Here is a 23,678-nt window from a genome sequence, read left to right as displayed (position 1 = left end):
CGGGCGGTCAGCCCTCGACCAGGAACGGGCGCAACAGGTCCGGCACCGCCTCGTCGGCGAGCGCCAGCCCGTCGGACTCGCCGACGTCGGTCACGCGGTAGATGCCCGCCCCGGCCGCCGTCGTGGCGCCGACGGTCAGCAGACCGCTGCGGCGCTGGAAGAACGACCGCTGGATGCGCCAGCCGATGATGCCGGTGCGTTGCAGCGCGACCGTGCTGCGGACCAGGGAACCGTTGCGGGTCACCAGGTAACGCGGGTCCAGCGCGTGGCCGAGCGAGCGGTAGTTGTCCCAGCCGACCAGCGCGGAGAACGGCAGGACCACCAGCGGGATCGGCCACGCCCACGACGGCGCCCAGACCGCCAGCCCCGCCGCGATCACCACCCACGGCACGACGTGGCGGACCAGGCTGCGGCGCAACGCGGCGAACGGGTGCCCGCGCAACGCCCTGGTCGTCGGGTCGTCCTCGACCCGCAGCACGTCGCGCGCCACCTGGTGGGCCACCGCGATCGGCGCGGGCGGCAGCAGCAGGCTGCTCTCGCCCTTCGAGCCCAGACCCGTTGTCACCGCGACGGCCTTCGCGCCCTTGCCGGCGCGCACCAGCAGCGGTTCCTGGACGTCGACGCCGCGCAGCCGCTGCTCCTCCACCGACACCGAGCGGGTGGTGAGCAGCCCCCGTTGCACGCGCAGGGTCCTGTCCGGTTCACGGGTCAGCCGGTAGTTCCAGAACTGCAGGACGTACAGCGGCACGGACAGCACGAGCCCCAGGACGACCAGCGCGATGGCGAACCCGCCGAAGAGCTGGAAGCTCGGGTGCTCGAACAGCCAGCCCCACAGGTCGTGCACCACGTCGAGACCGAGGTCGTCGGCGTAGTTCGACAGCACGCCGAACACCGCACCGATCGCGACCAGGCCCGACAGCGACAGCGGCGCGAACCGCAGCCACCGCGGGTCGAGCTGCGAGATCACCTCGGACGGCGCGGGGTCAGCCGGTGCCGCGCCGTCCTCGGCCGACCGCGGCTGGGCGACCGCCTTGCGCAGCAACAGCACCCGCAGCCGCTCGGCCTCTTCGGACGTCACGGCGTCGAGCGTGAGGCCGTCGGTGCCGGGGGTGTCCTGCTGCCCGGTGCCGATCCGCACAGCGGACAACCCGAACACGCGGTGGCCGGGCTTCGAGGTGAGGTCGACCGTCCTGATGCGATCGCGCGGCACCGAGAGCTGCTTGCGGGTCAGCAGACCTGTGTGCAGCTCCACCTGGTCGTCGGTGATGCGGTACTTCGTGGTGCGCCACAGCAGGAAGCTGAACGCGAGGATCATCGTGACCGTGGCGCCGCTCGCGATGAGCCGCCACTTCTCGCCGTCACCGGTGAAGAGCAGCACCAGGATCGGCACCAGCATCGCCATGCCCTCGTTCAGCGGGCGCACGATGAGCATCCGCACGTGCAACCGGTGCCACTGCGACAACGGTTCCGCGAGCTCGGGTGCGGCGGGCAGCCCCGCTGGCAGGTTCGCGGGTGTCGTCACGTGGCATCACCCGGCGTGGCCTGGGTCGTGGTGGTGAGCTCCTCCACGAGCCTGCGCGCGGTCTCGTGGTCCAAGCCCTCGATCTCCACCGGTCCCGCCGCCGACGCGGTCGTGACGGTGACCGTGGCCAGGCCGAGCAGCTGCTGGAACGGACCGCGCTTGGTGTCGACGGTCTGGATGCGCGAGACCGGGGCGACCCGCCACTCCTGGTTCAGCCAGCCCGACAACGTGTAGACCGCGTCGGAGGTCGTCTCCCAGCGGTGCACGCGGTAGCGCCAGCTCGGTTCGACCGCCGTGTGCACGAGCCCGACGACACCGGTGGCCACCAGCAGCACCAGCTCCCACGTGGGCGGCTGGGGCACCAGCAGGAACACGACGAGCTGCGGGATGAAGAGCACCAGCCAGAACACGGCGGCCTGCATCGTCCACAGCAGGACCGACCTCGGGCTGACCTGGTGACGTGGCGCGCGCAGTTGCAGAGTCACCCCACAACTGTGCCTCACCGGTGCGCACCCGTGTGGCCAGGTGTGTCAATTGGTGTGCCGGTGCCGGTGCGGTCGCGCTTGCGAGGGAGGCGGGACCGCACCGGCACCGGCCGGGGTGATCAGTGCGCGATGCTGTACGGCGGCGTGAACAGCTCGGCCGGGTCGGCCGACGCCGTCGCGGAGATCGCCGCTACCGCGCCCAAACCGAGGATCACGGCGGCGATGGTCCGAGCGATACTGTGCAACTTCATTGAGGTGCTCCGTTCCGATTGGTGGCGACCGTGGATGAGGGCAGGAAGTCTTTGACGAGGTTCGGCGCGCGGTTGCGGGCGGTTCGGCTGCAACGCGGTTTGTCGCAAAAGGACCTCGCCTGCCCCGGCGTCTCCATGAGCTACGTGTCGAGACTGGAGTCCGGCGAACGCGTGCCGTCGCCCGCCGTCGTGCGCAGGCTCGCCGAGGTGCTGGGCGTCGACCCCACCGAGCTGGTGGTCGACGAGGACCGCACCGCCGTGCAGGACGAGGCGCTGGCGTGGTGCGAGGCCCTGTTCGCCTACCACGACGGCGACCTGGTGACCGCCGCCGACCTGTTGGAGGCGCTGGGGAAGCGGGCGGACGAGCAGATGTTCGGCTGGAGCGCGCGCTGGACCAGGCTCGTGGTGCTGGCCAGGCAGCACGACGACGAGGGGCTGCTGCTGGCGGCGGCGGAGCTGCGCCGGTCGTGGTCTCCCGGTCCCGCGGTGGACGCGCTGGTGGAGGTCCTGCGCGCCGCGGCGTTGCGGCGCCTTGGCCGGTCCGCCGAGTCCGTGCGGGCCGCGACCGAGGCCGTCGAGCTCGCCGGTGGTGACGGCGACCGGGTGCGCCGGGTCGGCACCCGCGCCCTGATCGCGCTGTGCGCCGAGCTCACCGCCGCGGGCCGGCTCGCCGACGCCGAACAGGTCGTGGAGCAGCTGTCCGTGCGGCTGCCCGAGCTCGGCCGCGACCGGCTGGCGATCTCCACGTGGTGGGTGCGCGCCAGGGTGGCCGACCGGCTCGGCGACCGCACCGAGGCCGCGCACTGCATGCGCGAGGCGCTGGCGCTGCTCGCCGGCCACGACGGCGACCCCGAGTTCCGCTGCCGGGTCCGGCTCGCCGGTGCCGCCCTCGCGCTGCGGGCACCGGGTGCGAACCTCGACGAGGTCGTCGCGCTGCTGGACGAGGTGGAGAGGGCCGCCGCCGCGCTGCGCCGCCCGGACGGGCTGCTCGCCCACGCCCGCGCGGTGCGCGCCGAGCTGGCGTTGCGCGACGGGGAGGTCGACCGCGCGCGGGACCTCGCGGAGCAGGCGCTGGCGACCGGTGCGCTCGAAGCCGAGCACCAGCTGCGGTGCCACCTGCTGCTCGTGCGGGCCGCGGACGAGGTCGACCCGGACGGCGGCGGTGCCGCGCGCACGGCGCTGGCCGCGCTGCTGGAGCACATCAACCCCGAGGGCGTCGATCCGCTCCTCTGGCGCGACGTGGCGCGCATCGCTTTGCGCAAGCACTGAGCGCGGGCCGCATTGCCCGGTCATGACCGCCCCTCGCTCGTGATCGGGACACCTTGTTAACGGAGCATGACACAGACCAGATACCCGTCACATCACCCAATTCAACCGTGACGACATGGGTAAATCACCCGGATTCCGGCACCACCCCGTCAGCGGCAAGCGGCCGAACGGTCGAACGATGAGCAGGCCGGTCGGGGCAGTTGTCAACCGGTTGACAACGCATGACTACGAGTCGGTCAGGCTCATCCACCACACGACGGCGCCGGAGCGCCCGTTGACGTCGAGCGTCGAGTAGATCCGCTGGAGGTGGTTCTGCACCGTTTTCGGCGACAGGCCGAGCGCGTCGGCGATCATCGTGGTGCTCGCGCCCGCCGCCACGAGCCGCAGCACCTCGATGCCGCGCTTGGTCAGCCCGGCCCGCAACGCCCGTGCGATCCGGGTGTTCGTGTGCTCGGCGGTACCGGTCTCGCGCAGCTCGCCGGTCTGCGGCACGCGCACCACCGCGTCCTCGCGCTTGGGCTCGAAACGCCTGTGCGCCAACTGTTCCACCAGCCGCGAGGACGGGTCGTGCTCGCGCATCCGCAGCAGGTCCCTGCCCTCCTGCAGCTCCCACAACCGGTACTGCTCCAGCTGCACCCGCGCGTGCCGCAACGCCCGTTCGAAGTCGCCGGCCCGTTCGTAGGCCTCGCTCAGCTGCTGGTGGGCGTGCACCGCGACCTCGCGCGCGAGGCAGCTCATGGCCAGCTCGGCTGCCTGCGTCAGCTGGGTGATCTGCTCGGGGTAGCGGCCGCGCGCCCCGCTCAGCCGCGCCCGCGCCATCAGCGCCTCCGCACGCGCCACCGGCCGGTTCCTTCCGGCAAGCAACTGGTCAGCGCGCTGCCAGCTGCGGTGCGCGCGGTCAAGTTCGCCCAGATCGATGCGCACGTGTGTCAGCAGGACGTTGACCACGGCCATCCGCACCGGGTCGCCGACCTGCTTCCACCGGTCGCGCACCTGCGCGCACAACGCCTCCGCGCGCCGGAGCTTGCGCACGCACGGTTCGCCGTCGAGGCTGCAGCGGCTCTCCTCGGTGCGGATCATGCAGTGCTCGTGGTACTGCATGCGCATCACCCGCGCCTGCTCGAACAGCACCGAGCCGATCAGCTCGCTGTCGCCGGTGAGCTCGGCCAGCCCGAGCGCGCGGGCGAACGAGGTGAAGCTGCGTTCCCGCGAGTCGAGGCGGAGTTCCACCACCGCGCGGGAGAAGCTGCACCGCGCCTGCAGTCCGATGTGGCGGTTCGCCGCCGCGATCTCCTGCACCCGGTCGATGGTGTCGAGCGCGCTGGGCCACAGACCGCGCTTGCCCAGTGCCACCGACTGGGCGAGCACGCCCTCCGCGACGCCCTCGACGTCGTCCAGCCAGGAGAACGCGGCGACGGCCTTCTCCGCGAACTCCAGAGCTTCGCCGGGCCTGCCCTCGTCCAGTGCGATGCGGGCCTCGCGCAGGTTGTGCACCGCGGTGGACCGCGGGTCAGCCGTCCGGCCGGGAACCGTCATGGACCTCTAGCCCCCTCACTCCGGGGGCAGACTCTAGCCCGTTCCCCGCAGCTGCCGTTTCACCACTTTGCCCGCCGCGTTGCGGGGCAGCTCGTCGACGAAGAAGACCTCGCGGGGCACGGAGAACCGCGCCAGGTTCGCGCGCACGTGGTCGCGCACCCGGTCGGCCGTCAGAATTTCGTCGCCCACCACGTACGCCACGAGGCGCTGGCCGAAGTCCTCGTCCGCCACACCGAGCACGGCGACCTCGGTGACGCCGTCGAGCTGGGAGAGCAGGTCCTCGACCTCGCGCGGGTAGACGTTCTCGCCGCCGGAGACGATCATCTCGTCGTCGCGGCCGGCCACGAACAGCAGGCCGTCCCGCAGGTACCCGAGGTCACCGGTGGACATCAGGCCGTTCAGCGACTCCTTGCTGGTGCCGTTGGTGTAGCCGTCGAACAGCATCTCGTTGCCGACGAAGATCCGGCCGGTCTCGCCGGGGGCCACCGGTGCGCCGTGCTCGTCCACAATGGCCAGTCGGGTGCCCAGCGGCGGCTGACCCGCGGTTCCGGGGTCGCGCAGCATCTCCTCCGGTGTCGCGATGCTTGCCCAGCTCACCTCCGTCGACCCGTAGAGGTTGTAGAGGACGGGTCCGAACTCCTCCAGGGTGCGGGTGGCGACCTTGGGCGGCAACGAGGAGCCGCTGGAGGCGATGACCCGCAGCTTCGGCCGGTGCGGTGTCTCCAGCATCCGTTGCAGCATAACGGGAACGACGAACATGGCGGTGCACCGCTCGGCGTCGCGCAACGCCTGCTCGGGGTCGAACCGGCGGCGCAGCACGAGGGTGGCGCCGAGCACGAGCCCGAGCTGGAACGCGGCGAGGCCCCAGGCGTGGAACAGCGGCGAGGTGATGGAGATGACGTCACCGTGCCGCAGCGGTATCCGCGACAGCAGGGCGGCGGCCGGGGCGAGGCTCGCGGGCTCCGGGCGGCGCGCGCCCTTGGGGCTGCCGGTGGTGCCGGAGGTGAGGATGATCAGGCGTCCGCGCGGGGGACGGCGGGGCAGCGGTGCGCCGGAACCGGTGCGGGCCAACGACTCCAGCTCGTCGGTGAAGATCGTGGGGCGGTCCGGCAGCACGTCGGCGAACTCGCGGTCGGCGACGAACCGGTCGATCCGCTGGTCCTCGGCGACCTGGGCGAGCTGACCGCGGCTCAGGCCGGTGTTGAGCAGCACGGCGTCGGCGCCGATCTTCGTGCAGGCGGTGAGCGTCTCGATGAAGCCGCGGTGGTTGCGGCACAACAGCCCGATGCGTTCCCTCTGGCGGAAGGCGTGCGCGAGCCGGGTGGTGCGCTCGTGGACCTCGGCGTAGGTAAGCACGCCGTCGTCGTCGATGATCGCCGCGCGGTCCGGGTGGCGCCCGGCGCCGGTCTGGTACCCCCACGCGAGCGTGATGTTCCAGTGGAGGAACCCGGTCGCCGTGGCGGCGAGCCCGCGCGGGCCCAGCGGGCGGATCACTCCGGCCTTGACCAGGGTCAGCAGCACGCGGGTCAGCATGCGCCCCACTCTGCCACTTACCTACTTGCGAGTAGGTAACGGTGTGATCGCGATCACAAGGTGCTGATCCGGTTCAGGCCTCGGTGTTCGAGGCGGCCACGACCGCCTCGCGCAGGGCGGCCCGCAGCCGGCCGACCTCCAGCGGTGTCAACACGGCGGCTTCGCCCGGCGGCACGTTGATCACGATGTGCCCCTGGCTGACGAACACCGTCATGTCCCGTCGGCGCGAAGCGATGTCGCGGCAGCTCACCTGCCACTCCTCATTGGCTCCCACGGGTGTGCTCCTCCAGCTCGTCCGGCGCCGGCCCGGACGGCCCCGGGCGCTCGCATCACTGAGACGCACGTGACCCAGGGTCATGACGGAGATTTTCGCTTTCTCCGCCGCGCGACCGCGCCGAGCTGCGGATAGCGTCGCACGTGAGACGAGAGCACGTCACCTGAAGGGGTGAAAGATGGCGGAACCGCAACGCATCGTGATCGTCGGGTCCGGTCTGGCCGGTGCCACGGCAGCGGGCGCGCTCCGAGACCGCGGCTTCGGCGGGCGGATCACCGTGCTCGGCACCGAGCTGCACCGCCCGTACGAACTGCCCGCGCTGTCCAAGGACGTGCTGCTGGGCAAGGCGGCCGAACCGGCCTGGGTGCACGAGACGAGCTTCTACTCCGACAACGAGATCGACCTCCAGCTCGGCGTCTCCGCGCTGGAGCTGCGCCCCGGCGACCACGCGCTCGTCGACTCGAACGGCGCCGTCCGCACCTACGACCGGCTGCTGCTCGCCACCGGCTCCCGCCCACGCGTTCTGCCTGGCGCACAAGGACATGTGCTCAGGACGCTGGACGACTCCCACGCCCTGCGCTCGGCGTTGCGCGAGGACCGGCACGTCCTGGTGATCGGCGCGGGCTGGATCGGCTGCGAGGTGGCCGCCGCCGCCCGCGGCCACGGCTGCCGCGTCACCGTCGTGGACCCGCTGGCCGAACCGCTGGTGCGCGTGCTCGGACCGGAGGTGGGCGCGATGTTCCGCCGCCTGCACGAGTCGCACGGCGTGGAGTTCCGCCTGGGCACCGGCGTCGCCCGCTTCTCCCCGTCCGGCGTGGTGCTGGGGAACGGCGACGAGCTGCTGGCCGACGTCGTCGTCCTGGCCGTGGGTGCCGCACCCCGCCTGGAGCTCGCCGAGACCGCCGGCCTGGACCTGGCCGCCGGCGGCGTCGCCGTCGACGCGACCCTGCGCACCTCGGCACCCGACGTGTTCGCGGCCGGCGACATCGCGGCCCACGACCACCCGCGGTACGGCCACCGCGTCCGCGTCGAGCACTGGGCGAACGCGAAGGACCAGGGCACCCACGTCGCCGGCTCGTTGCTGGGCCTCGACGAGCCGTACCAGAAGTCCCCGTACTTCTTCACCGACCAGTACGACCTGGGCATGGAGTACCGCGGCCTGGCCGGCCCTGACGACGAGCTGGTGGTCCGCGGCGAGCTGGAGTCGCGGCAGTTCATCGCGTTCTGGCTGCGCGACGGCCGCTTGCGCGCGGCCATGAACGTCAACGTCTGGGACCACGGCACGGCACTGCAGGCCCTGGTGGACGCGCAGGCGACGGTGACGCCGACGCAGCTGCGGGAGGCCGACCTGGGGTCGCTGGCCTAGTCGTCAGTTCGTTCGGTGTGCGCCTGACCCGGCGCAAGGCTGCCTAGGAAGAATGGGCGCCGATCCGTCGGCGGCAGCCATTCGGCGTCGATGCGGAACTCGCGTGTCGGCGCCGAATGTTCGCAGAGGACGGGCCAGACCCGTGGTGGTCGATAGGCCTTCACGACGTTGCCGCGCTTGTCTCGGAAGTTGTTCGTGTAACGAATGCGGATCCAACGCTCCGATGCACTTATGACGGTGGCTGGTTTCCACGTCGTCTCCCACACCCACACCGGATCGTCCGATTCGTAGTGCGTTGACGGGGTGTAGGCGCCTAGCTGGGTCAAACCCGGCAGGTTGGCCAGAGGGGAAGGTCGGCTTCCTCCGAGCACCTCGTACTCCGGCGGGGTCGAGAACGGCGGAGTGGCATGCGGTGACCAGCCGGGATCGCGGTCGACCAACCGCACGTCCCGAGGGTGGAAGTCCCAGAACGTCGGCGTTCCCACGGGCAGAAACCGAAGGCCGTTGTTGACGGAAGTCAATTCCGGGAGACAGAGGGTGACCCGTACGCGCTCATGGACGGAGATGTCCTCACGATACCGATCTCTGATGACGCGGGCAGGTATCCACTGGCCGTTGTCGAACCTGGTCACGACCTTGTCGCCGACGTGAAAAACTTGTTCAAGCATGAAGGCACAGTATTCCGAGCATCAACATAGCACATAGTGCGGATATCAGGCGCATGGCTCGACGCGATTCGCCCACGTCGGAGACCTGAGCTTGGCCTGAACGCGGAATTTTGAGTCCGGCTAGATGCAGGAGCCGTGCGTCGGCCCCTCGCCGTGCGACAGGTCCTGCAGGGCCTTGCGGATGGTCTCCATCTCCTGCGGGGAGAAGCGGGCGTGGAAGGCGCGTTCGACCTCGGCGAGCGCGTCGCCCGCCTCCTTCTGCAGCGCGCGGCCCTTGTCGGTGATCACCGGCGTGCGCACCCTGCGGTCGGACGGGTCGGGCACCCGCACGAGCAGCTCGGCGCGTTCCAGCTTGTCGAGCTCGCTGGTCAGCGTCGTCTTGTCGAGGCCGAGCATGGCGCCGAGCGCGAGCTGCGTGCGCTGGGCCTCCTCGGTGGCGAGCGCCTGGAGGATCAGCTGGCCGCGCAGGGAGATGCCGAACCGCTGGATCTCCTCGGCGAACGCGGCGCCGACGCGTTGGGCGGCGCGGTGCAGCAGCCAGTTGAAGTCCCACTTCTCCGCGCACGCGGCGATGAGTTCCGGCTGCTCCTGCATGTGACCCATCCTACCTCCCGGAGGAGATGTTCTCAGTTCGGAACATCTTGACTCGGAAGTTCTTCACTCGTATGTTCTGGGTATGACCAACCTGCTGCACCTCGACTCGAGCATCCGCTACGACGGGTCCGTGACCCGCGACATCACCAGGGCCTTCGCCGACAGCTGGCGCGCGGCCAACCCGGAGGGCGGCTACACCTACCGGGACCTCCACGCCGTGCCCGTGCCGCACAAGGACGGCACCGAGCAGGGGATCGCGGCCGAGCTGACCGCCGAGCTCAAGGCCGCCGACGTGCTCCTGATCGGCGCGCCGATGTACAACTTCTCGATCCCGTCCACGTTGAAGGCGTGGATCGACCAGGTCGCGACCTCGGAGTTCTTCGCCCGCGAGGACGGCACGTGGCCGCTGGGGGAGAAGCGGGTCGTCGTCGTGACGGCGCGCGGTGGTTCCTACAAGCCGGGCACGCCGCGCGAGGGCTTCGACTTCCAGGAGCCGTACCTGCGGGCCGTGCTGTCGATGATCGGCCTGGACCGCACCCTGGAGTTCGTGCACGCCGAGCTGACGCTGGCCGACGTGGTGCCGCAGATGCACCAGTTCCGCGAGCTGGCCGTGGAGTCGCTGGCCGACGCGCACCGCGTGGTCAAGGAGCTCGCGTCCGCCTAGCCTGGCGGCATGATCGACAAGATCGCCTGGATCCTGCTGGAGAACGGCCGGGTGCTCGGCACCCGCTCGGCCGGCAAGGACACGTACTACCTGCCCGGTGGCAAGCGCGAGCCGGGGGAGACCGACGTCGAGACGCTCGTGCGCGAGATCCGCGAGGAGCTGTCCGTCGACATCGATGCCGCCTCGGCGCGGCACGTCGGGACGTTCGAGGCGCAGGCGCACGGCCGTTCGTCGGGGGTGACCGTGCGGATGACCTGCTACACGGCGTCGTTCACGGGGGAGCTGGCCGCCGCGAGCGAGATCGAGGAGCTCGCGTGGCTCACGACCGCCGACGTGGACCGGATCTCACCGGTCGTCCGGATCATCTTCGCCCACCTGCACGAGGCGGGCCTGCTGACCTGAGGCAAGCGCTTGCCACGTGATGCGCGTGACTTTCGGTGCAACCGGGACTCACCGGCCGCGGTCCGTCGTTGCAGCAGGTGCGGCAGGGATCGCGGCCCGTCACTCCATCTGACCGGCCGTCGATCGCGCGGGGGCCTCGTGCGCAGTGAAGCGGCGCACCCGGTCCCCGCGCGTCCACATCCACATCCACCACGACCACGCTGACCAGCGCGAAGAGTGCCCAGGCGGTCACCCGTTCGAGGTGCCGCGGTGCGCTGTCACACTGGGCGGCGTGTCCGAGCCGACGACCGCGGTGCTGTTGCGCGCCGCTGAGCTCGCCGCCTCGGGGAAGCCGCGGCAGGCGATCGACCTGCTGCGTCCCCTCGTGACGGCGAACCCTCGGCACGCCGAGGCCTGGTGCCGGCTCGCCGCCGCCCACCTCGACCTGCGCGAACCCGGTCCCGCCCTCGACTCGGCCAAGCGCGCCATGGTGCTCGACGGGGAACGGGCCTGGTCGCAGCGGCTGGCCGCGCTCGCGCTGAGCGACCTGGGCCGCCACCCCGAGGCGGCGGTCGCGGCACGGGAGGCCGTGCGGCAGAAGCCGGGCGACTGGCGCGGCTACGTCGTGCTGGCCGAGGTGCTCGCCGACGTCCCCGACGGCGCGGTGGAGGCGTTCGACGCCGCACTGCACGCCTCGCAGCTCGCACCGTCGGAGGTCCGCGCGGCCCAGGTCCTCGGCGACGCGGCGCTGCGGATGCGCGACTGGGGCACCGCCGAGCACGCCTACCGCCAGGCGATCAAGCTCGACCCGTCCGACGCCGACTCGAAGGCGAACCTCGCCACCGTGCAGCGCCGCCGCACCGCCAAGCCGCCCGCGCAGCTCAACAAGGCGCAGGTGTGGCGGTCGCTGCGCACGCTGGCGTTGCTGCTGGTCGGCGGCGGGTTGCTGGCGCTGCTCGCCGGCATGCCCCGCCCCACTCCCTACCTGGCGTTCCTGACCTCCGCGCTGGTGCTCGGCTGCCTGGTCGTGGGCCTGCGGCTGCGGCCGTTCAAGGCGCTGTGGCACCTGCGCAAGCTCGCCGTGACCGTGTCGCTGCTCGGCGCGTCGGCCGCGTTGCTCGCCGGCTGGACCGTCGCGCTGGTGCTGGGCGCCACCACGATGCAGCCTCTTGTGCTTTCCTGGTTGTGCGCCGTGGTCGGCGGCGCCCTGGTCTACGTCGGGGGAGGCAGGAGGCGGTGATGCGGCGCAACGCGGTCGCGCTCGCGATCATGCTGTTCCTCGGACAGCTGTTCGTCCTCGCCGCGCCCGCACCCGCCGCCCACGTCGGGGGCTCGGTCGTGCAGCACACGCACGACGTGGCGAACCTGCCAGGAGCCGTCCCCAAACCGCACAACCAGCAGGCCGCCCAGGTGCCGCTGGCCCAGCTCGCCGCCGACGTGCCGCCGGTCGCGAAGCCCGCGCTGCCCGTCCGGTTCCTCGTCGCGTTCACCCGGCGCGTGCACCGCACGCCCGAGGGCGTCCGCTGGACCCCGCGGCGGGACCGCTCACCGCCTTCCGGTCGCTGACACCGCGTTCTCAGCCACCACTTTCCTCCCGGAAGGCTCTCCCAACCCATGTCGCGCGACACCGCGCGACGAGGGCTGCTCGTGCGCGCACTGCTGTCGCTCGGCGTCCTCGTCGCCTCCGCTTTCCTGCTGCTCACCACAGATCCCCGCCTCGGCCTCGACCTGCGCGGCGGCACCCAGATCGTCCTGGAGGCCAAGGGCGACTCCGACTCCACCGACCGCGCCCTCGAAGTGCTGCGCCGCCGCGTCGACGAGCTCGGCGTGGCCGAACCCGTCCTGGCCCGCTCCGGCGAGAACCGGATCGTCGTCGAGCTGCCCGGCGTGCAGGACCCGGAAGAGGCCGTGAAGGTCCTCGGCCGCACCGCCCAGCTCACCGTCGAACGCAACGGCGCCCAGGTCATGACCGGTGAGGGCATCTCCGACGCCACCGCCGTGCGCAACCAGCAGGGCGCCGGCTACGTGGTCAACATCCAGTTCCAGGGCGACGCGCCCAAGACGTGGCAGAAGGTCACCGGCGAGGCCGCCTGCGTGCCCTCCGGCGACCCCGGCCGCCAGATCGCGTTCAAGCTCGACGGCAACGTCGTCTCCTCACCCGAGGTCAGCACCGACACCCCGTGCGGCGGCGGCCAGCCCGGCGGCGCCACGACCATCACCGGCCGGTTCTCCCAGGCCGAGGCCAACGAGCTGGCCCTGGTGATCCGCTCCGGCGCACTGCCCGTGCCCGTCGAGGTGATCGAGCAGCGCACGGTCGGTGCCACCCTCGGCGCCGAGGCGATCGACGCGAGCGCCCAGGCCGCGATCATCGGCATCGCGCTGACCTCGCTGTTCCTCGTCTTCGCCTACCGGCTCGCCGGTTTCCTCGCCGTCGTCGCCCTGGTCGGCTACGCGGGTGTCGCCTACGCCGGACTGCTGGCCGTGGGGGCGACCCTGACCTTGCCGGGCCTGGCCGGCTTCGTGCTGGCCATCGGCATGGCGGTCGACGCGAACGTCCTGATCTTCGAACGGGCCCGCGAGGAGTACGCGCGGAAGGCGAACCTGCGGCGGGCGTCCGAGGCGGGCTTCCGCGGTGCGCTGAGCGCCATCGCGGACTCCAACGTGACGACGCTGCTGGCGGCCGGCCTGCTGTTCTGGCTGGCCACCGGGCCGGTGCGCGGCTTCGGCGTGACGCTGACCATCGGTGTCCTCGCGTCGATGTTCAGCGCGCTCGTGCTGTCCCGCGTGCTGGTGCTGTGGGCGATGGGCACGCGTTTCGTGGCCAAGCGGCCCCGGCTGAGCGGCCTGGACTCGCTCGGTTTCGTCCGGTCGAGGCTGAAGCTCGTCCTGTACCGCCGCCCGTGGCTGTGGCTGAGCAGCGCCGCCGTCCTGGTGCTGGTCGCGGTCTCCGGCCTGTTCCTGCGCGGCCTCAACCTGGGTGTCGAGTTCACCGGCGGCCGCATGCTCGACTTCACCGCCGGCGGCCCCGTCGACGCCGGCCGCGTCCGCGGCGCACTGGCCGACGCGGGCTTCGAGGACGTCGTCGTGTCGTCCTCCGGCAGCGACGTCTCCCTGCGCACCGGCTCGATCGACGACGCCGCCTCGAACCGCATCGGCGAGGTCGTGAACTCCGCGGTCGACGGCGGCGCCCGCCAGTCGAGCAACGAGCTCATCGGCCCGTCGCTGTCCTCCGAACTGCGCCGCAACGCCGTCATCGGCCTCGCCATCGCCGTCGCGGCCCAGCTCGGCTACCTGGCCATCCGCTTCGACTGGCGCCTCGGCGTCGCCACGGTCGCCGCACTGCTGAGCGACGTGCTGGTCCTCGTCGGCATCTTCGCGTGGCTCGGCAAGACCGCGGACGGCGTGTTCCTCGCCGCCCTGCTCACCGTCATCGGCTACTCCGTCAACGACTCCGTCGTCGTCTTCGACCGCCTCCGCACCCTGCGCGGCTCCCGCCTGAAAGCCGCCTACCAGGACGTGGTCTCCGACGCCGTGGTCCAAACCGTGCCACGCACCGTGAACACCGGCATCGGCGTGCTGTTCGTGCTCGCCGCACTGCTCGTGCTGGGCGACGGCTCACTGGCGAACTTCGCGACCGCCCTGCTCATCGGCCTGATCTTCGGCACGATGTCCACAGTGGTCACGGCGGCGCCGGTCGCGATCTGGCTGGAGCAGCGGTGGCCGCGCCCGGTGCGGGCGGCGACCCGCAAGGCACCGGCGGGAGCCCGCGTGTAGCTCTTCCTCACGCCGCGGGACTCGTAGCAGAGTAGGGGCCATGACCTCTTTCGCCGCGTACCAGAACGAGATCTACCTCCAGGGGCTCGGCGGCACCGTGCCGCCGTTCACCACCGACCCGGACGCGCTGGAGGACTCCGCGCGGTCCCGGCTGGGACCGGGTCCGTTCTGGTACGTGGCGGGAGGTGCGGGCTCGGGTGCCACCGTGCGGGCGAACCGCGAGGCCTTCGACCGGGTGCGGATCGTGCCGCGGATGCTCACCGACGCCACCGAACGGCACCTCGGCGTTACGGTGCTGGGCACCGAGCTGCCGGCGCCGGTGATGCTCGCACCCGTTGGCGTGCAGTCGATCCTGCACCCCGACGGGGAGCTCGCCACCGCGCGGGCCGCGGCCGAGCTGGGCGTGCCGATGGTGTTGTCCACGGCGTCGTCGCACACGATCGAGGAGGTCGCGGAGGCGTCCGGCGCCGGGCCGCGGTGGTACCAGCTGTACTGGCCGAACGACCAGGACGTCTGCGCGTCGCTGCTGGAGCGGGCGAAGAAGGCCGGGTACACGGCGCTGGTCGTCACCCTCGACACGTGGACGCTGGCGTGGCGGCCGCACGACCTCGACCAGGCCTACCTGCCGTTCCTGCGCGGCGTCGGGACCGCCATCCCGTTCAGCGACCCGGCTTTCCGCGCGGGGCTCGCGAAGTCGCCCGAGGAGGACCTGCCGATGGCGATCCTGCGGTGGGTGCAGCTGTTCACCGGCACCGACAAGTCGTGGGACCGGCTGGCGTTCCTGCGCGAGCACTGGGACGGGCCGATCGTCCTCAAGGGAATCCAGCACCCCGACGACGCGCGCAAGGCGGTCGAGTCCGGAATGGACGGAGTCGTCGTGTCCAACCACGGCGGGCGCCAGGTCGACGGCGCCGTCGGGTCGCTCGACGTGCTGCCCGCCGTCGTGGAGGCGGTGGGGGAGCAGGTCGACGTGCTGTTCGACTCCGGCATCCGCACCGGCGCCGACGTCGTGAAGGCGCTGGCGCTGGGTGCCAAGGCGGTGCTGGTCGGGCGGCCGTTCGCGTACGGGCTGGCGCACGGCGGGCAGGTCGGCGTGAAGCACGTCCTGCGCGGCCTGCTCGCGGACTTCGACCTGACCCTGGGGCTCTCGGGTCACCGCAGCCCGGCCGAACTGGGCCCGGACGCGCTGCGGTTCTCCTGAGTCCTGCTACGGCATCGTCGCGGTGAGCCGGGCGAGCGTGCCGAAGTCGGCCGGCTGCACCCGCAGCCAGCCCTCGCTCTTCGCCGCCACGTACCGCCCGCTCACCGTGTCGAGGTAGGTGAGCGGGGCGGCGCAGCGCTGCTTGCGCCCGGTGTGGTCGCGCTTGGCCGAGTACAGCTGGCCACCACCGGTCCGCGGCTCCGACATGATCGTCTTGAGCTGCGCGACCAGCTGGTCGTTCGGCGTGCTGGTCGGCCGGCTCTGCTGCAGGAACGAGCCGGTGTCCTCGTAGGACGGCTGCCGCTTCTGCTGCAACGCGTCCTCCGGCAACGTGATCGGCGCGCCCTTCCCGGCCGGCGTCGGCGGCAGCGCGGCCACCAGCGACTGCGGCGCCTCGTCCGCCCGCACCGGCTCCAGCACGAACAGCTGGTCCGGCGTCAGCACGACCCGCAGCGCGTCCTGGCCGTTCGACACGACCAGGACCGCCTGCTGAGGACCGTCCTTCTGGCTGAAGAACGCCCAGTACTCCGCACCGGCCTCGACCACGAGCCGCAACGCGCCGGCGAGGTCCGGGTGGATCTCCCCGCCGCGCGCGAGCCCGGTCTGCTCCAGCTGCGCCCACGCCGTGCGCTGCAGCCGTTCCAACCCGCTCAGGTCGCCCTCCTCGAGCGACTCCGAGTCGAAGTCGACCTGCGTGACCAACGCCCTGTGCAGCTGCGGCAGACCCGCGACCTGCCACGCCTGGTACAGCGCGACGACAGGGATGGCGACCCTGCTCCGAAGCACAATTCCCCCTTAACCGCCGATGACCGGCGGAGCGACCATCGTCCCGTCGCCGAAGATGTCCTCGGTCTCCTGCAGGTACGACGCGGACTTGTGCTCCTTGTCCTCGTCACCCTGACCGCGGCCTCCGGCACCACCCATGCCGCCCATGCCGGCCGCACCCGCGGCACCACGACCACCGGCCGCACCCGCACCCGCGGGCCCGAAGCCACCGGCGCCACCACGTCCCTGCTCGGCACCGGCCACACCGGCCGCACCACCGAAGCCGCTACCGGCACCCATGCCGCCCATGCCACCGGGCCCCTTGCCGAGCCCGGCCGCGGCAGCACCACCGATGCCACCGGCACCCGGCGGCCGCATGCCACCACCGGCACCGCCACCACCGCCCCCACCGGGCCTGCCACCGCCGGGCACCCCGGGCCCACCGGGCCGGTTGCGCGGGTCGTTCGGCCCACCCGGCCGGTTGCGCGGGTCGTTGGGGTCGAACCGCCCGCCCGGCGGGATGGTGGGGTCGAGGCCGGGAGGCCGGTTGCGGGGGTCGTTCGGGTCCACGAAGACCGGCGGCCGGTTGCGCGGGTCGTTCGGGTTGAGCTGCGACGGGTTGGTGTCGTCGCCGCCGGAACCCGGCGGCTTCCAGCCCGACGTGCCGGTGTCGTCACCGGGGCCACCGATGCCCGGCGGCGTGCCGGTACCGGGCGGCGTCCCCGTGCCCGGCGGCGGGTTGCTGCCGATGGGCGGCGGCTGCGTGCTCGGCGGCGTGACCCGGTCGATCGACCGGTTGTTCTGCTCCTGCATGTTCGCGTCGGTCGCGTCCGGCGAGATGAACGTCGGCATCTGGTTGGTGCTCTGGTTCACCGCCTCCGCGTACTGGTTGAACGCGCGGATGTTCTGCTCGCTGACCTGCTGGTTCTTCTCGACGGCCTTGTCGTAGTCGGTGTCCCACGGGGCCAGGTCGTTGAGGAACGGCTTGTCGGGGACCTCCGGCGGCTTCTGCATCTGGTACTTGGCGTTCGTGTACGCCTCACCGATGGAGTCGGCCGTGTTGCCGGCGTCCTGAGCGGACTTGCCGGTCATGTCCGCCCAGGTCGCGAGCGGCGAGGTGGTGCTGCGGGCCGCGTCACCGGCCTGGCCCTCCCACGCCGCGCCGGAGTCGCGCACCGCCTTGTTGATGATCTCGGCGACCTCGTTGTGACCGCCGGCCACATCACGCCATCCCTGGCTGGTCAGCGCGGTGCTCTGGCTTGGGCCCTTGCCCTTGTTGAACCAGTTGTAGACGGTCTCGCCACCCGCGAAGGGGAGCATTGCGAAACCAGCGATGTTCGGCTCATCCCCAGGCATGTCCCTACCCCTTCAGTGTGCTGATGACTGCCGCCGCGATCTTCTGGCTCTCCTCGCACGGCTTCTTGATGCCCTTTTGCTGCAGAGCGACGTGCGCCTGCGCGATGATCACGCTGTTCTTGCCGGTCTCGACGACAGTAGAGCAGTCACGGGTGCCGTCAGTGCTGTCGAAGTTGAATGCTCGCAGCTCGCTGACCTTCGACTCGGTGAAGATCGGAGACGTGCGTGAGTTGCCCAGAAGGGAGTCGAACTTCTGGTCCGCACCCAGCGTCACACCGAAACCGGTGTCTTTCAGGATGTCCTGCGACTCCCAGTTGCAGGTGGGACCGAGCGGTGCCGTTCGAGTCTTCGGGGCACGCACGTTGCTGACTCCGGCCAGCTGATCGGCGGTCAGCACGTCACAGGGCTTGCTCGTGAACTTCGACAGGTCCAGCTCAGGACCAGACGGGGCGCTCGAAGTCTCCGTCTCCGTGCTCGCCGGGGGCGTGGTGGTCTCGGGCGTGGGGTTTCCACCACTCTTGTCGGAGCAGCCAGCTACAGCGGCCAGCGAGAACAGGGCCGCCAACAACATGGTCGTGCGCTTCAAGGCGGTGTCTACCTTCCCATCGCGGACGAGGCCGCGTCGTCGGTGCCCCGGTACTCGGCCAGAGCCTTCTCGATGTTCTCGATGGTCTTCTCGAGCGCTTCGCGTGCCTTGATGTTGGCCCAGCCGTAACCACCCGGTTCGGTGCCGGCAGCCTGCCGCATCTGCAGCGTGGCGTAGCCGCTGAACGGGTCAGGTCCAGGGGCACCAGAAGCAGTGAGCTGGTCAGCGGTGTCCTGCAAGGTCCGCAGGTGCTCCACGGCCGTCCTCAGACCTTCGATCATCTTCTGGGCCTGGTCGGGATCGACGCTGAACTTCGTGGTTCCCGCCCCCGCCGCACCTGCCGCGGCGGCAGCAGCACCGGCTGCCGCGCCGACCGCGCCGCTCACGGCCCACGGTGTGATCGCGTCGAACATCAGCATCTCGGCCAGCTCCCCTCAGAACTTCCACACACCCCTGTTGGAGGATTTTTGCACAGCGCCGGTTCCCCCGGCGGGCGAACGAGTGAGCTGACCTGGTCACATGGCCGTTTCGTCCAAGACGTGGCGCGACCGGGCGGCTTAGGTTCGCAGGCATGATCGAACGCGCGAGGGACTTCATCTGGCACAACGCCCGCACGCTGGAGCAGCGGTGGTTCGAGTACGCCTTCGACGGTGGCAGCGGGGACGCGGTGGTGCGGGCGGTGCTGGCCTTCCGCAACGACGACGGCGGGTACGGGCACGGGCTGGAGCCGGACCACCGGGGGCCGACCAGTCAGCCGTTGCACGCGTTGCGGGCGTTGCAGATGTTCGCCGAGGTCAGCGCGCCGGAACCGGCCGGGTCGGTGCTGACCTGGCTCGATGCGACCTGTCCCGACGGGAGTGTGCCGTTCGGGCTGTCCACGTCGAAGGGGCACCCGGTGGCGCCGTGGATCACGCTCGACGACCAGGGTGGGTTGTTGCTCACCGCCCAGATCGCGGCGGCCCTGCACGCGTTGGGGGTCACCCACCCGTGGCTCGACCGGGCCACCGACTACTGCTGGCGGCAGGTCGAGGCGCTCGGCGAGACCCACCCGTACGAGCTGCGGGCCGCGGTGATGTTCCTCGACGAGGTGCCGGACCGGGAACGGGCGGAGCTCGCGGCGGCGCGGATCGGGCAGCTCAAGCCCAGCACGGACGGGTACGCGCAGGGGGAGGGCATGGCGCCGCACTTCTTCGCGGCGCGGGCTGGCGGCCTGGCGCGGTCGTGGTTCAGCGAGGCGGAGCTGGAACGCGACCTCGACGAGCTGCAGGCGGGGCAGCAGGAGGACGGCGGCTGGAACTTCGGCTTCCCCGCGTTCACGCCGGTCGTCACGTTCGAGTGGCGGTCCATCGCCACGATCGACGCGTTGCTCACGCTGCGCAGCTACGGCCGGATCAGCTGATCAGCTGCCTCAGCGACACACCGGCCAGCGCGCGCACCTCGCGGGAGAGGTGCGCCTGGTCGGCGTAGCCGGCGTCGGCGGCGACCGCGGCGAAGGGGCGGCCGGCCCACGCCAGGCGCAGCGCGTGGTCGAAGCGCAGCACCCGCTGCAGCACCTTGGGCGGGTAGCCGAACGCGTCCAGGCACCGCCGCCGCAGCTGCCGCTCGCTCAGCCCGATGTCCCAGGCCGCCGACCTGACGTCACCGGTGCGCAGCAGCGCAGCGGTGCCGGCGAGGGCGGGGTCGACGACCACGCGGGCCGCGCAGAACGACACCACCTCCGAGAACGCCGACAGCCGCGCGGACGGCACCAGCTCCGCCAGCGGCACCCGCAGGTCGCGCACCTCGCACGCCGGCACGCCGAACACCGACGGGAACGCACCGGGCGGCAACCGCACCCCGTACAACGTGCCGGGCGCGACGGAAGCGAGCTGCGCGCGGGTGTCCGGACCGGCCACGAACAACGCGCCCGTCGTGGGTGTCCACATCAGATCCGTGCACCCGTCGGGCACCACGCGCTGCACGGTCTCCGACGACACCGTGCGCGTCCACAGGCAGGCCAGACCGGCGGGGGCGGGACGTTCGGCGTACACGGGTCAATCAAAGCAAAAGGCGCCACATCCCGGGGGATGCGGCGCCATGAGCACGAGAAACGTGGACGATACTGGGATTGAACCAGTGACCCCTACCGTGTCAAGGTAGTGCTCTCCCGCTGAGCTAATCGTCCTCGTGGTGCAGGACGAGATTCTAGCGGACGGGCACGGCCCGGCGAACACGAGGGTCTAGAGGCCGAACTTCACCCAGTTCGCGCTCACGTACGCCGCCGGCTGGCCGCTCGTGAACGTCACGTACACGTCGTGCGTCCCGGAGATGTTCGAGATGTTCGCGGGAATGGTCCTCCACGAGTCCCAGCCCCCGGTGTTACCCACCGCGATCGACCCCACGGGGGTCGCCGTGCGCGACCCGAGCCGGACCTCGACCAGACCGCTCACGCCGCCGGCGGCACCCGAGGCGACGCGGGCGTGGAACTGCCGCGCCGGACCGGAGCCGAAGTTGACGCCGGAGAACTTCAGGTAGCCGCCGTTGGCGATCTGGTGGACACCCGAACCGCCCTCGGCCGGGGCGACCGAGCCGCCGGAGCGCTCGGAGGCGTTCTCCGCCTGGAGCTCGCTGTACGCCGAACCACCACCGCCGGGGTTCGAGGTCGTCGTGGTCGTGGGCGGAGTCGTCGTCGAACCGCCAGCCGTGTAGACGGCCACGTAGTCCACGACCATGGAGTGTCCGGACTGGGTGGCCGCGACAGGGGTCGGCTGGTTGTTGTTCAACGCGTTCGGGAACGCGCCGCCCATCGCCAGGTTCAGCAGGATGAAGTACCCGGCGTGCGACGTCATCCGGTCCCACACGCCCGCGCCGAGCTGGGCCTGCGTGACCGTGTGGTACTGCTGGCCGTCGACGAACCACTTGAAGGACTTCCCGGCGTCGTCCCACTCGAAGCGGTACGTGTGGAACGCCGTCTGGCACGACGCGCCGGGGCAGGCCCGCGAGTTGCCGATGCCGGTGAACTCGTTGCACGCACCGCCGGGTGCGACGTCGCAGTGCAGCACGCCCCACACCGAGTTGATGCCGTTGACGTTCTCCATCACGTCGAACTCACCGATGCCCGGCCAGTTCCAGTAGTTGCCGCGGAACGGCGAGCCCAGCGCCCAGAACGCCGGCCAGTAGCCCAGCGCCGCCTGACCGGTGACGTTCGGCATCTGGATGCGGCCCTCGATGGCGAGCTTGCCGCCCGGCGCCGGCTTGAAGTTCGACCGCTGGGTCTCGATGCGCGACGACGTCCAGTTGCCCGCGCCGTCCTTCAGCGCGGTGATGCGCAGGTTGCCGGCACCGTCGAGCTTGATGTTGCTGGTGCTGTTCGTGTAGTTCTGGATCTCCCCGGTGCCCCAGTTCGCAGGTCCACCGGGGTAGCCGTGGCCCAGGTCGAAGATCCAGTTCGAACTGGACGGCAGGGTTCCGCTCGCTCCGTTGAAGTCGTCGCCCCACACCTGCGTCCATCCCGCTGCAGGGGGTGGGATCGAAGCGTTGGCGGACATGGCGGCGATCGCCAGGGGTACCGCGGCAAGAAGAGCTGTCGTGGCCGCGAGGATGCGACTGCGTTGCCTCATGCGCGAGTGACCTCCTTGTCACGGGTGCAGTCCATTTATGAGAGCGCTCTCACGACCCGTGGACAAGCGGCCATTCGGACGAACGGCCACAAAGCGCGCTGGTGCCGCTACGTCTCGTTTGGACACGCGAGGTGCGCGGATCTTGCCGACGGCCCTCACTTCGCGTCCGCGTAGCACTCCACCGGCACGGCGTTCATCGGGAACCGCACCCGTGTGTCGCCGAACAGCAGCCGGGTCGCCGCCTGGCCCGCCTCCGCGATGGCCGCCACCACCCCGTCGACGTCTGCGGCCGGGCAGTGCACGAGGACCTCGTCGTGCTGGAAGAACACCAGCGCCGCCTCGCGCGGTAACCGGGTGCGCAGCACGCCGAGCAGGGCGGCCGTCCAGTCCGCGGCGCTGCCCTGCACCACGAAGTTGCGCGTGAAGCGGCCCCAGTTGCGGGCGGCCTGGCGGGAGGAGCTGGACACGTTGCCCGCGTCGTCGGCGCCGTTGACCAGGTCCTGCCACGACGCGGACGGTTCAGGGGAGGTGCGGCCGAGGCGGGTGCGCACCATGCGGCCCTGTTCACCTGCCTGGGCCGCGGCCTCCACGTAGCCGACCGCGACCGGGAAGCGCTTGCGCAGCACGGCGAGCAGCGGGCCCGCCTCGCCGGAGGTGCCGCCGTACATGGCGGAGAGCATCGCGATCTTCGCGCGGGGGCGTTCGCCCTTGAACGAGTCCGCGGCCAGTGCGGCGTACAGGTCGTCGTCGCCGCAGACGTCGATCAGCCTCTCGTCGCCGGACAGCGCGGCCAGGATGCGCGGCTCCAGCTGGGAGGCGTCGGCGGCCACCAGGCGCCAGCCGTCGTCCGCGCGCACCGCCTGGCGCAGCAGGCGCGGGATCTGCAGAGCCGCGCCGCCGCGGGAGGCCCACCGGCCGGTGACGACGCCGCCGACCACGTACTCCGGGCGGAACCGCCCTGCCGAGACCCACGTGTCGAGCCACGACCAGCCGTGCGCCGCCCACAGGCGCGCGAGCTCCTTGTACTCCACCAGCAACGCCACCGCGGGGTGGTCCACCTTCTTCAGCACCCAGCGCCGCGAGGACGACACCTCGATGCCCACGCGCTTGAACGCCCGCACGATGCTGGCCGGCGCGTCCGGGTTCACGTCGTAGCCGCCGAACGCCTCCCGGATGCGGTCAGCCAGCCCCTGCAGCACCTTCGGCCGCGCGCCGGGGCCGGGGCGCGGGCCCAGTAGGTCCTCCAGCAGCGCGAGGTGCACGTCTTCCCGCCACGGCAGCCCGTGGTGGGTCATCTCCGCCGCCGCCAGCGCCGACGCCGACTCGGCCGCGATCAGCAGCGACAACGCCGGATTGCGTTGCTGCGCTTGGAAGACCAGCGACAGCGCGGCCAGCTCGTCGGTGCCGCCGGGCAGCTCCACCGGCTCCGGTTCGAACAACGTCAGCGCGACGTCCTTCTTGCGCGGGCCCACGTCCGCCGGCGCGGGCAGGCGCAACGCGCGCGCCACCGCCGCCGGCAGCTCGCGCGGTTCGCGGTGCCTGCCCTCGGCGCCCAGCAGCAGCGCCTCGGTCAGGTGCAGGTCCCAGCACCGGTCCACCCGCACGCCGGCCGCCAGCAGCGCGGGGTAGGCCTCCGCGGTGTCCGCCCACAGCCACCGCGGTCTGTGGGCGCGCTCCAGCGACGCGACGGCCGAGGCCAGTGACGGCGCTGACGTCGCGGGACCCGCCGGGGTCCCGTCGTCGTTCAGCTCCTGCCACCGCCCCGCGCCGTCCGCTTCGGGGACGAGGGAGACCAGCACGCCTCTGATTGTGCCCAGGGGGTCTGACAATTTCGGTCGAGCCGGCCATCTACAC

Annotated in this window: 24 protein-coding genes and 1 tRNA gene; 9 read left to right on the top strand and 16 right to left on the bottom strand. The window is 71.3% G+C overall.

What is annotated here, in order from left to right:
- Nucleotides 1–7 precede the first annotated feature (7 nt).
- The 3 genes from AB0A63_RS38440 to AB0A63_RS38430 form a co-directional block, all read right to left on the bottom strand.
- Nucleotides 8–1,522, bottom strand: coding sequence for a PH domain-containing protein (locus AB0A63_RS38440; protein WP_360400971.1), 1,515 nt, complete (start codon nucleotides 1,520–1,522; stop codon nucleotides 8–10).
- Complete coding sequence (locus AB0A63_RS38435; RefSeq protein WP_360401017.1) at nucleotides 1,519–1,944, bottom strand: PH domain-containing protein; 426 nt, start codon at nucleotides 1,942–1,944, stop codon at nucleotides 1,519–1,521. The genes AB0A63_RS38440 and AB0A63_RS38435 overlap by 4 nt, the downstream gene beginning before the upstream one ends.
- Before the next feature lie 182 nt (nucleotides 1,945–2,126).
- Entirely contained in the window at nucleotides 2,127–2,258 is a 132-nt protein-coding gene (locus AB0A63_RS38430; RefSeq protein ID WP_360400968.1) for a hypothetical protein, read from the bottom strand.
- A gap of 30 nt (nucleotides 2,259–2,288) precedes the next feature.
- Between AB0A63_RS38430 and AB0A63_RS38425 the strand changes: the two genes are divergently transcribed.
- The gene (locus AB0A63_RS38425) at nucleotides 2,289–3,527 is read left to right on the top strand and encodes a helix-turn-helix domain-containing protein (protein ID WP_360400965.1); all 1,239 of its coding nucleotides are present in this window, start codon (nucleotides 2,289–2,291) and stop codon (nucleotides 3,525–3,527) included.
- Nucleotides 3,528–3,752: 225 nt separating this feature from the next.
- On the opposite strand, the gene AB0A63_RS38420 is transcribed toward AB0A63_RS38425, so the two are convergent.
- From AB0A63_RS38420 to AB0A63_RS38410, 3 genes are all read right to left on the bottom strand, one after another.
- A complete protein-coding gene (locus AB0A63_RS38420; protein ID WP_360400962.1) occupies nucleotides 3,753–5,063 on the bottom strand; it encodes a LuxR C-terminal-related transcriptional regulator in 1,311 nt (436 codons plus the stop codon).
- Nucleotides 5,064–5,096: 33 nt separating this feature from the next.
- Nucleotides 5,097–6,596, bottom strand: coding sequence for an AMP-binding protein (locus AB0A63_RS38415; RefSeq protein ID WP_360400959.1), 1,500 nt, complete (start codon nucleotides 6,594–6,596; stop codon nucleotides 5,097–5,099).
- A gap of 73 nt (nucleotides 6,597–6,669) precedes the next feature.
- A complete protein-coding gene (locus tag AB0A63_RS38410; protein ID WP_360400956.1) occupies nucleotides 6,670–6,870 on the bottom strand; it encodes a hypothetical protein in 201 nt (66 codons plus the stop codon).
- Between the two features lie 178 nt (nucleotides 6,871–7,048).
- On the opposite strand from AB0A63_RS38410, the gene AB0A63_RS38405 reads away from it, so the two are divergent.
- On the top strand, nucleotides 7,049–8,236 hold the full coding sequence (locus AB0A63_RS38405) for an FAD-dependent oxidoreductase (RefSeq protein WP_360400953.1): 1,188 nt from the start codon (nucleotides 7,049–7,051) through the stop codon (nucleotides 8,234–8,236).
- Here the strand turns inward: AB0A63_RS38405 and AB0A63_RS38400 are convergent.
- Complete coding sequence (locus AB0A63_RS38400) at nucleotides 8,233–8,904, bottom strand: hypothetical protein (RefSeq protein WP_360400950.1); 672 nt, start codon at nucleotides 8,902–8,904, stop codon at nucleotides 8,233–8,235. The genes AB0A63_RS38405 and AB0A63_RS38400 overlap by 4 nt on opposite strands.
- Before the next feature lie 120 nt (nucleotides 8,905–9,024).
- Complete coding sequence (locus AB0A63_RS38395) at nucleotides 9,025–9,498, bottom strand: MarR family transcriptional regulator (protein ID WP_360400947.1); 474 nt, start codon at nucleotides 9,496–9,498, stop codon at nucleotides 9,025–9,027.
- Between the two features lie 82 nt (nucleotides 9,499–9,580).
- On the opposite strand from AB0A63_RS38395, the gene AB0A63_RS38390 reads away from it, so the two are divergent.
- The 6 genes from AB0A63_RS38390 (at nucleotide 9,581) to AB0A63_RS38365 (ending at nucleotide 15,518) form a co-directional block, all read left to right on the top strand.
- Complete coding sequence (locus AB0A63_RS38390; RefSeq protein ID WP_360400944.1) at nucleotides 9,581–10,162, top strand: NAD(P)H-dependent oxidoreductase; 582 nt, start codon at nucleotides 9,581–9,583, stop codon at nucleotides 10,160–10,162.
- 9 nt (nucleotides 10,163–10,171) lie between these two features.
- Nucleotides 10,172–10,564 (top strand): NUDIX domain-containing protein, encoded by a 393-nt coding sequence (locus AB0A63_RS38385; RefSeq protein ID WP_360400941.1) that lies wholly within the window; start codon nucleotides 10,172–10,174, stop codon nucleotides 10,562–10,564.
- Between the two features lie 271 nt (nucleotides 10,565–10,835).
- Nucleotides 10,836–11,783, top strand: a complete 948-nt coding sequence (locus AB0A63_RS38380) for a tetratricopeptide repeat protein (RefSeq protein WP_360400938.1) — start codon at nucleotides 10,836–10,838, stop codon at nucleotides 11,781–11,783.
- Nucleotides 11,783–12,109 carry a hypothetical protein gene (locus tag AB0A63_RS38375; RefSeq protein ID WP_360400935.1) on the top strand — a complete coding sequence of 109 codons (327 nt, stop codon included), beginning with the start codon at nucleotides 11,783–11,785 and terminating at the stop codon, nucleotides 12,107–12,109. Before AB0A63_RS38380 ends, AB0A63_RS38375 begins: the two co-directional genes overlap by 1 nt.
- A gap of 48 nt (nucleotides 12,110–12,157) precedes the next feature.
- Nucleotides 12,158–14,317 carry a protein translocase subunit SecD gene (gene secD / locus AB0A63_RS38370; protein ID WP_360400932.1) on the top strand — a complete coding sequence of 720 codons (2,160 nt, stop codon included), beginning with the start codon at nucleotides 12,158–12,160 and terminating at the stop codon, nucleotides 14,315–14,317.
- Nucleotides 14,318–14,357: 40 nt separating this feature from the next.
- Complete coding sequence (locus AB0A63_RS38365) at nucleotides 14,358–15,518, top strand: lactate 2-monooxygenase (protein ID WP_360400929.1); 1,161 nt, start codon at nucleotides 14,358–14,360, stop codon at nucleotides 15,516–15,518.
- A gap of 6 nt (nucleotides 15,519–15,524) precedes the next feature.
- Here the strand turns inward: AB0A63_RS38365 and AB0A63_RS38360 are convergent, their stop codons facing one another.
- From AB0A63_RS38360 to AB0A63_RS38345, 4 genes are read right to left on the bottom strand one after another with little or no spacing between them, the layout of a single operon-like run.
- Nucleotides 15,525–16,304 (bottom strand): ESX secretion-associated protein EspG, encoded by a 780-nt coding sequence (locus tag AB0A63_RS38360; protein WP_360400926.1) that lies wholly within the window; start codon nucleotides 16,302–16,304, stop codon nucleotides 15,525–15,527.
- A gap of 9 nt (nucleotides 16,305–16,313) precedes the next feature.
- Complete coding sequence (locus AB0A63_RS38355) at nucleotides 16,314–17,603, bottom strand: PPE domain-containing protein (RefSeq protein WP_360400923.1); 1,290 nt, start codon at nucleotides 17,601–17,603, stop codon at nucleotides 16,314–16,316.
- Between the two features lie 40 nt (nucleotides 17,604–17,643).
- Nucleotides 17,644–18,225, bottom strand: a complete 582-nt coding sequence (locus AB0A63_RS38350; RefSeq protein WP_360400920.1) for a DUF3558 domain-containing protein — start codon at nucleotides 18,223–18,225, stop codon at nucleotides 17,644–17,646.
- A gap of 8 nt (nucleotides 18,226–18,233) precedes the next feature.
- Entirely contained in the window at nucleotides 18,234–18,644 is a 411-nt protein-coding gene (locus tag AB0A63_RS38345) for a hypothetical protein (protein WP_360400918.1), read from the bottom strand.
- Nucleotides 18,645–18,796: 152 nt separating this feature from the next.
- Between AB0A63_RS38345 and AB0A63_RS38340 the strand changes: the two genes are divergently transcribed.
- Nucleotides 18,797–19,624: a hypothetical protein gene (locus tag AB0A63_RS38340; RefSeq protein WP_360400915.1), complete on the top strand. Its 828-nt coding sequence runs from the start codon at nucleotides 18,797–18,799 to the stop codon at nucleotides 19,622–19,624.
- On the opposite strand, the gene AB0A63_RS38335 is transcribed toward AB0A63_RS38340, so the two are convergent.
- The 4 genes from AB0A63_RS38335 to AB0A63_RS38320 form a co-directional block, all read right to left on the bottom strand.
- Entirely contained in the window at nucleotides 19,617–20,255 is a 639-nt protein-coding gene (locus AB0A63_RS38335) for a helix-turn-helix domain-containing protein (RefSeq protein WP_360400912.1), read from the bottom strand. The genes AB0A63_RS38340 and AB0A63_RS38335 overlap by 8 nt on opposite strands.
- Nucleotides 20,256–20,317: 62 nt before the next feature.
- A tRNA-Val gene (locus AB0A63_RS38330) sits at nucleotides 20,318–20,389 on the bottom strand.
- 55 nt (nucleotides 20,390–20,444) lie between these two features.
- On the bottom strand, nucleotides 20,445–21,824 hold the full coding sequence (locus tag AB0A63_RS38325; protein WP_360400909.1) for a carbohydrate-binding protein: 1,380 nt from the start codon (nucleotides 21,822–21,824) through the stop codon (nucleotides 20,445–20,447).
- A 155-nt stretch (nucleotides 21,825–21,979) separates the two neighbouring features.
- The gene (locus tag AB0A63_RS38320; protein ID WP_360400906.1) at nucleotides 21,980–23,623 is read right to left on the bottom strand and encodes a bifunctional 3'-5' exonuclease/DNA polymerase; all 1,644 of its coding nucleotides are present in this window, start codon (nucleotides 23,621–23,623) and stop codon (nucleotides 21,980–21,982) included.
- Nucleotides 23,624–23,678: the final 55 nt, after the last annotated feature.

This window comes from Lentzea sp. NPDC042327 (assembly GCF_040647275.1).
In the GTDB taxonomy this organism is placed as follows: domain Bacteria; phylum Actinomycetota; class Actinomycetes; order Mycobacteriales; family Pseudonocardiaceae; genus Lentzea.
The sequence above is the reverse complement of the archived record's forward strand: the minus strand, read 5'-3'. Positions and strand labels throughout refer to the sequence as shown.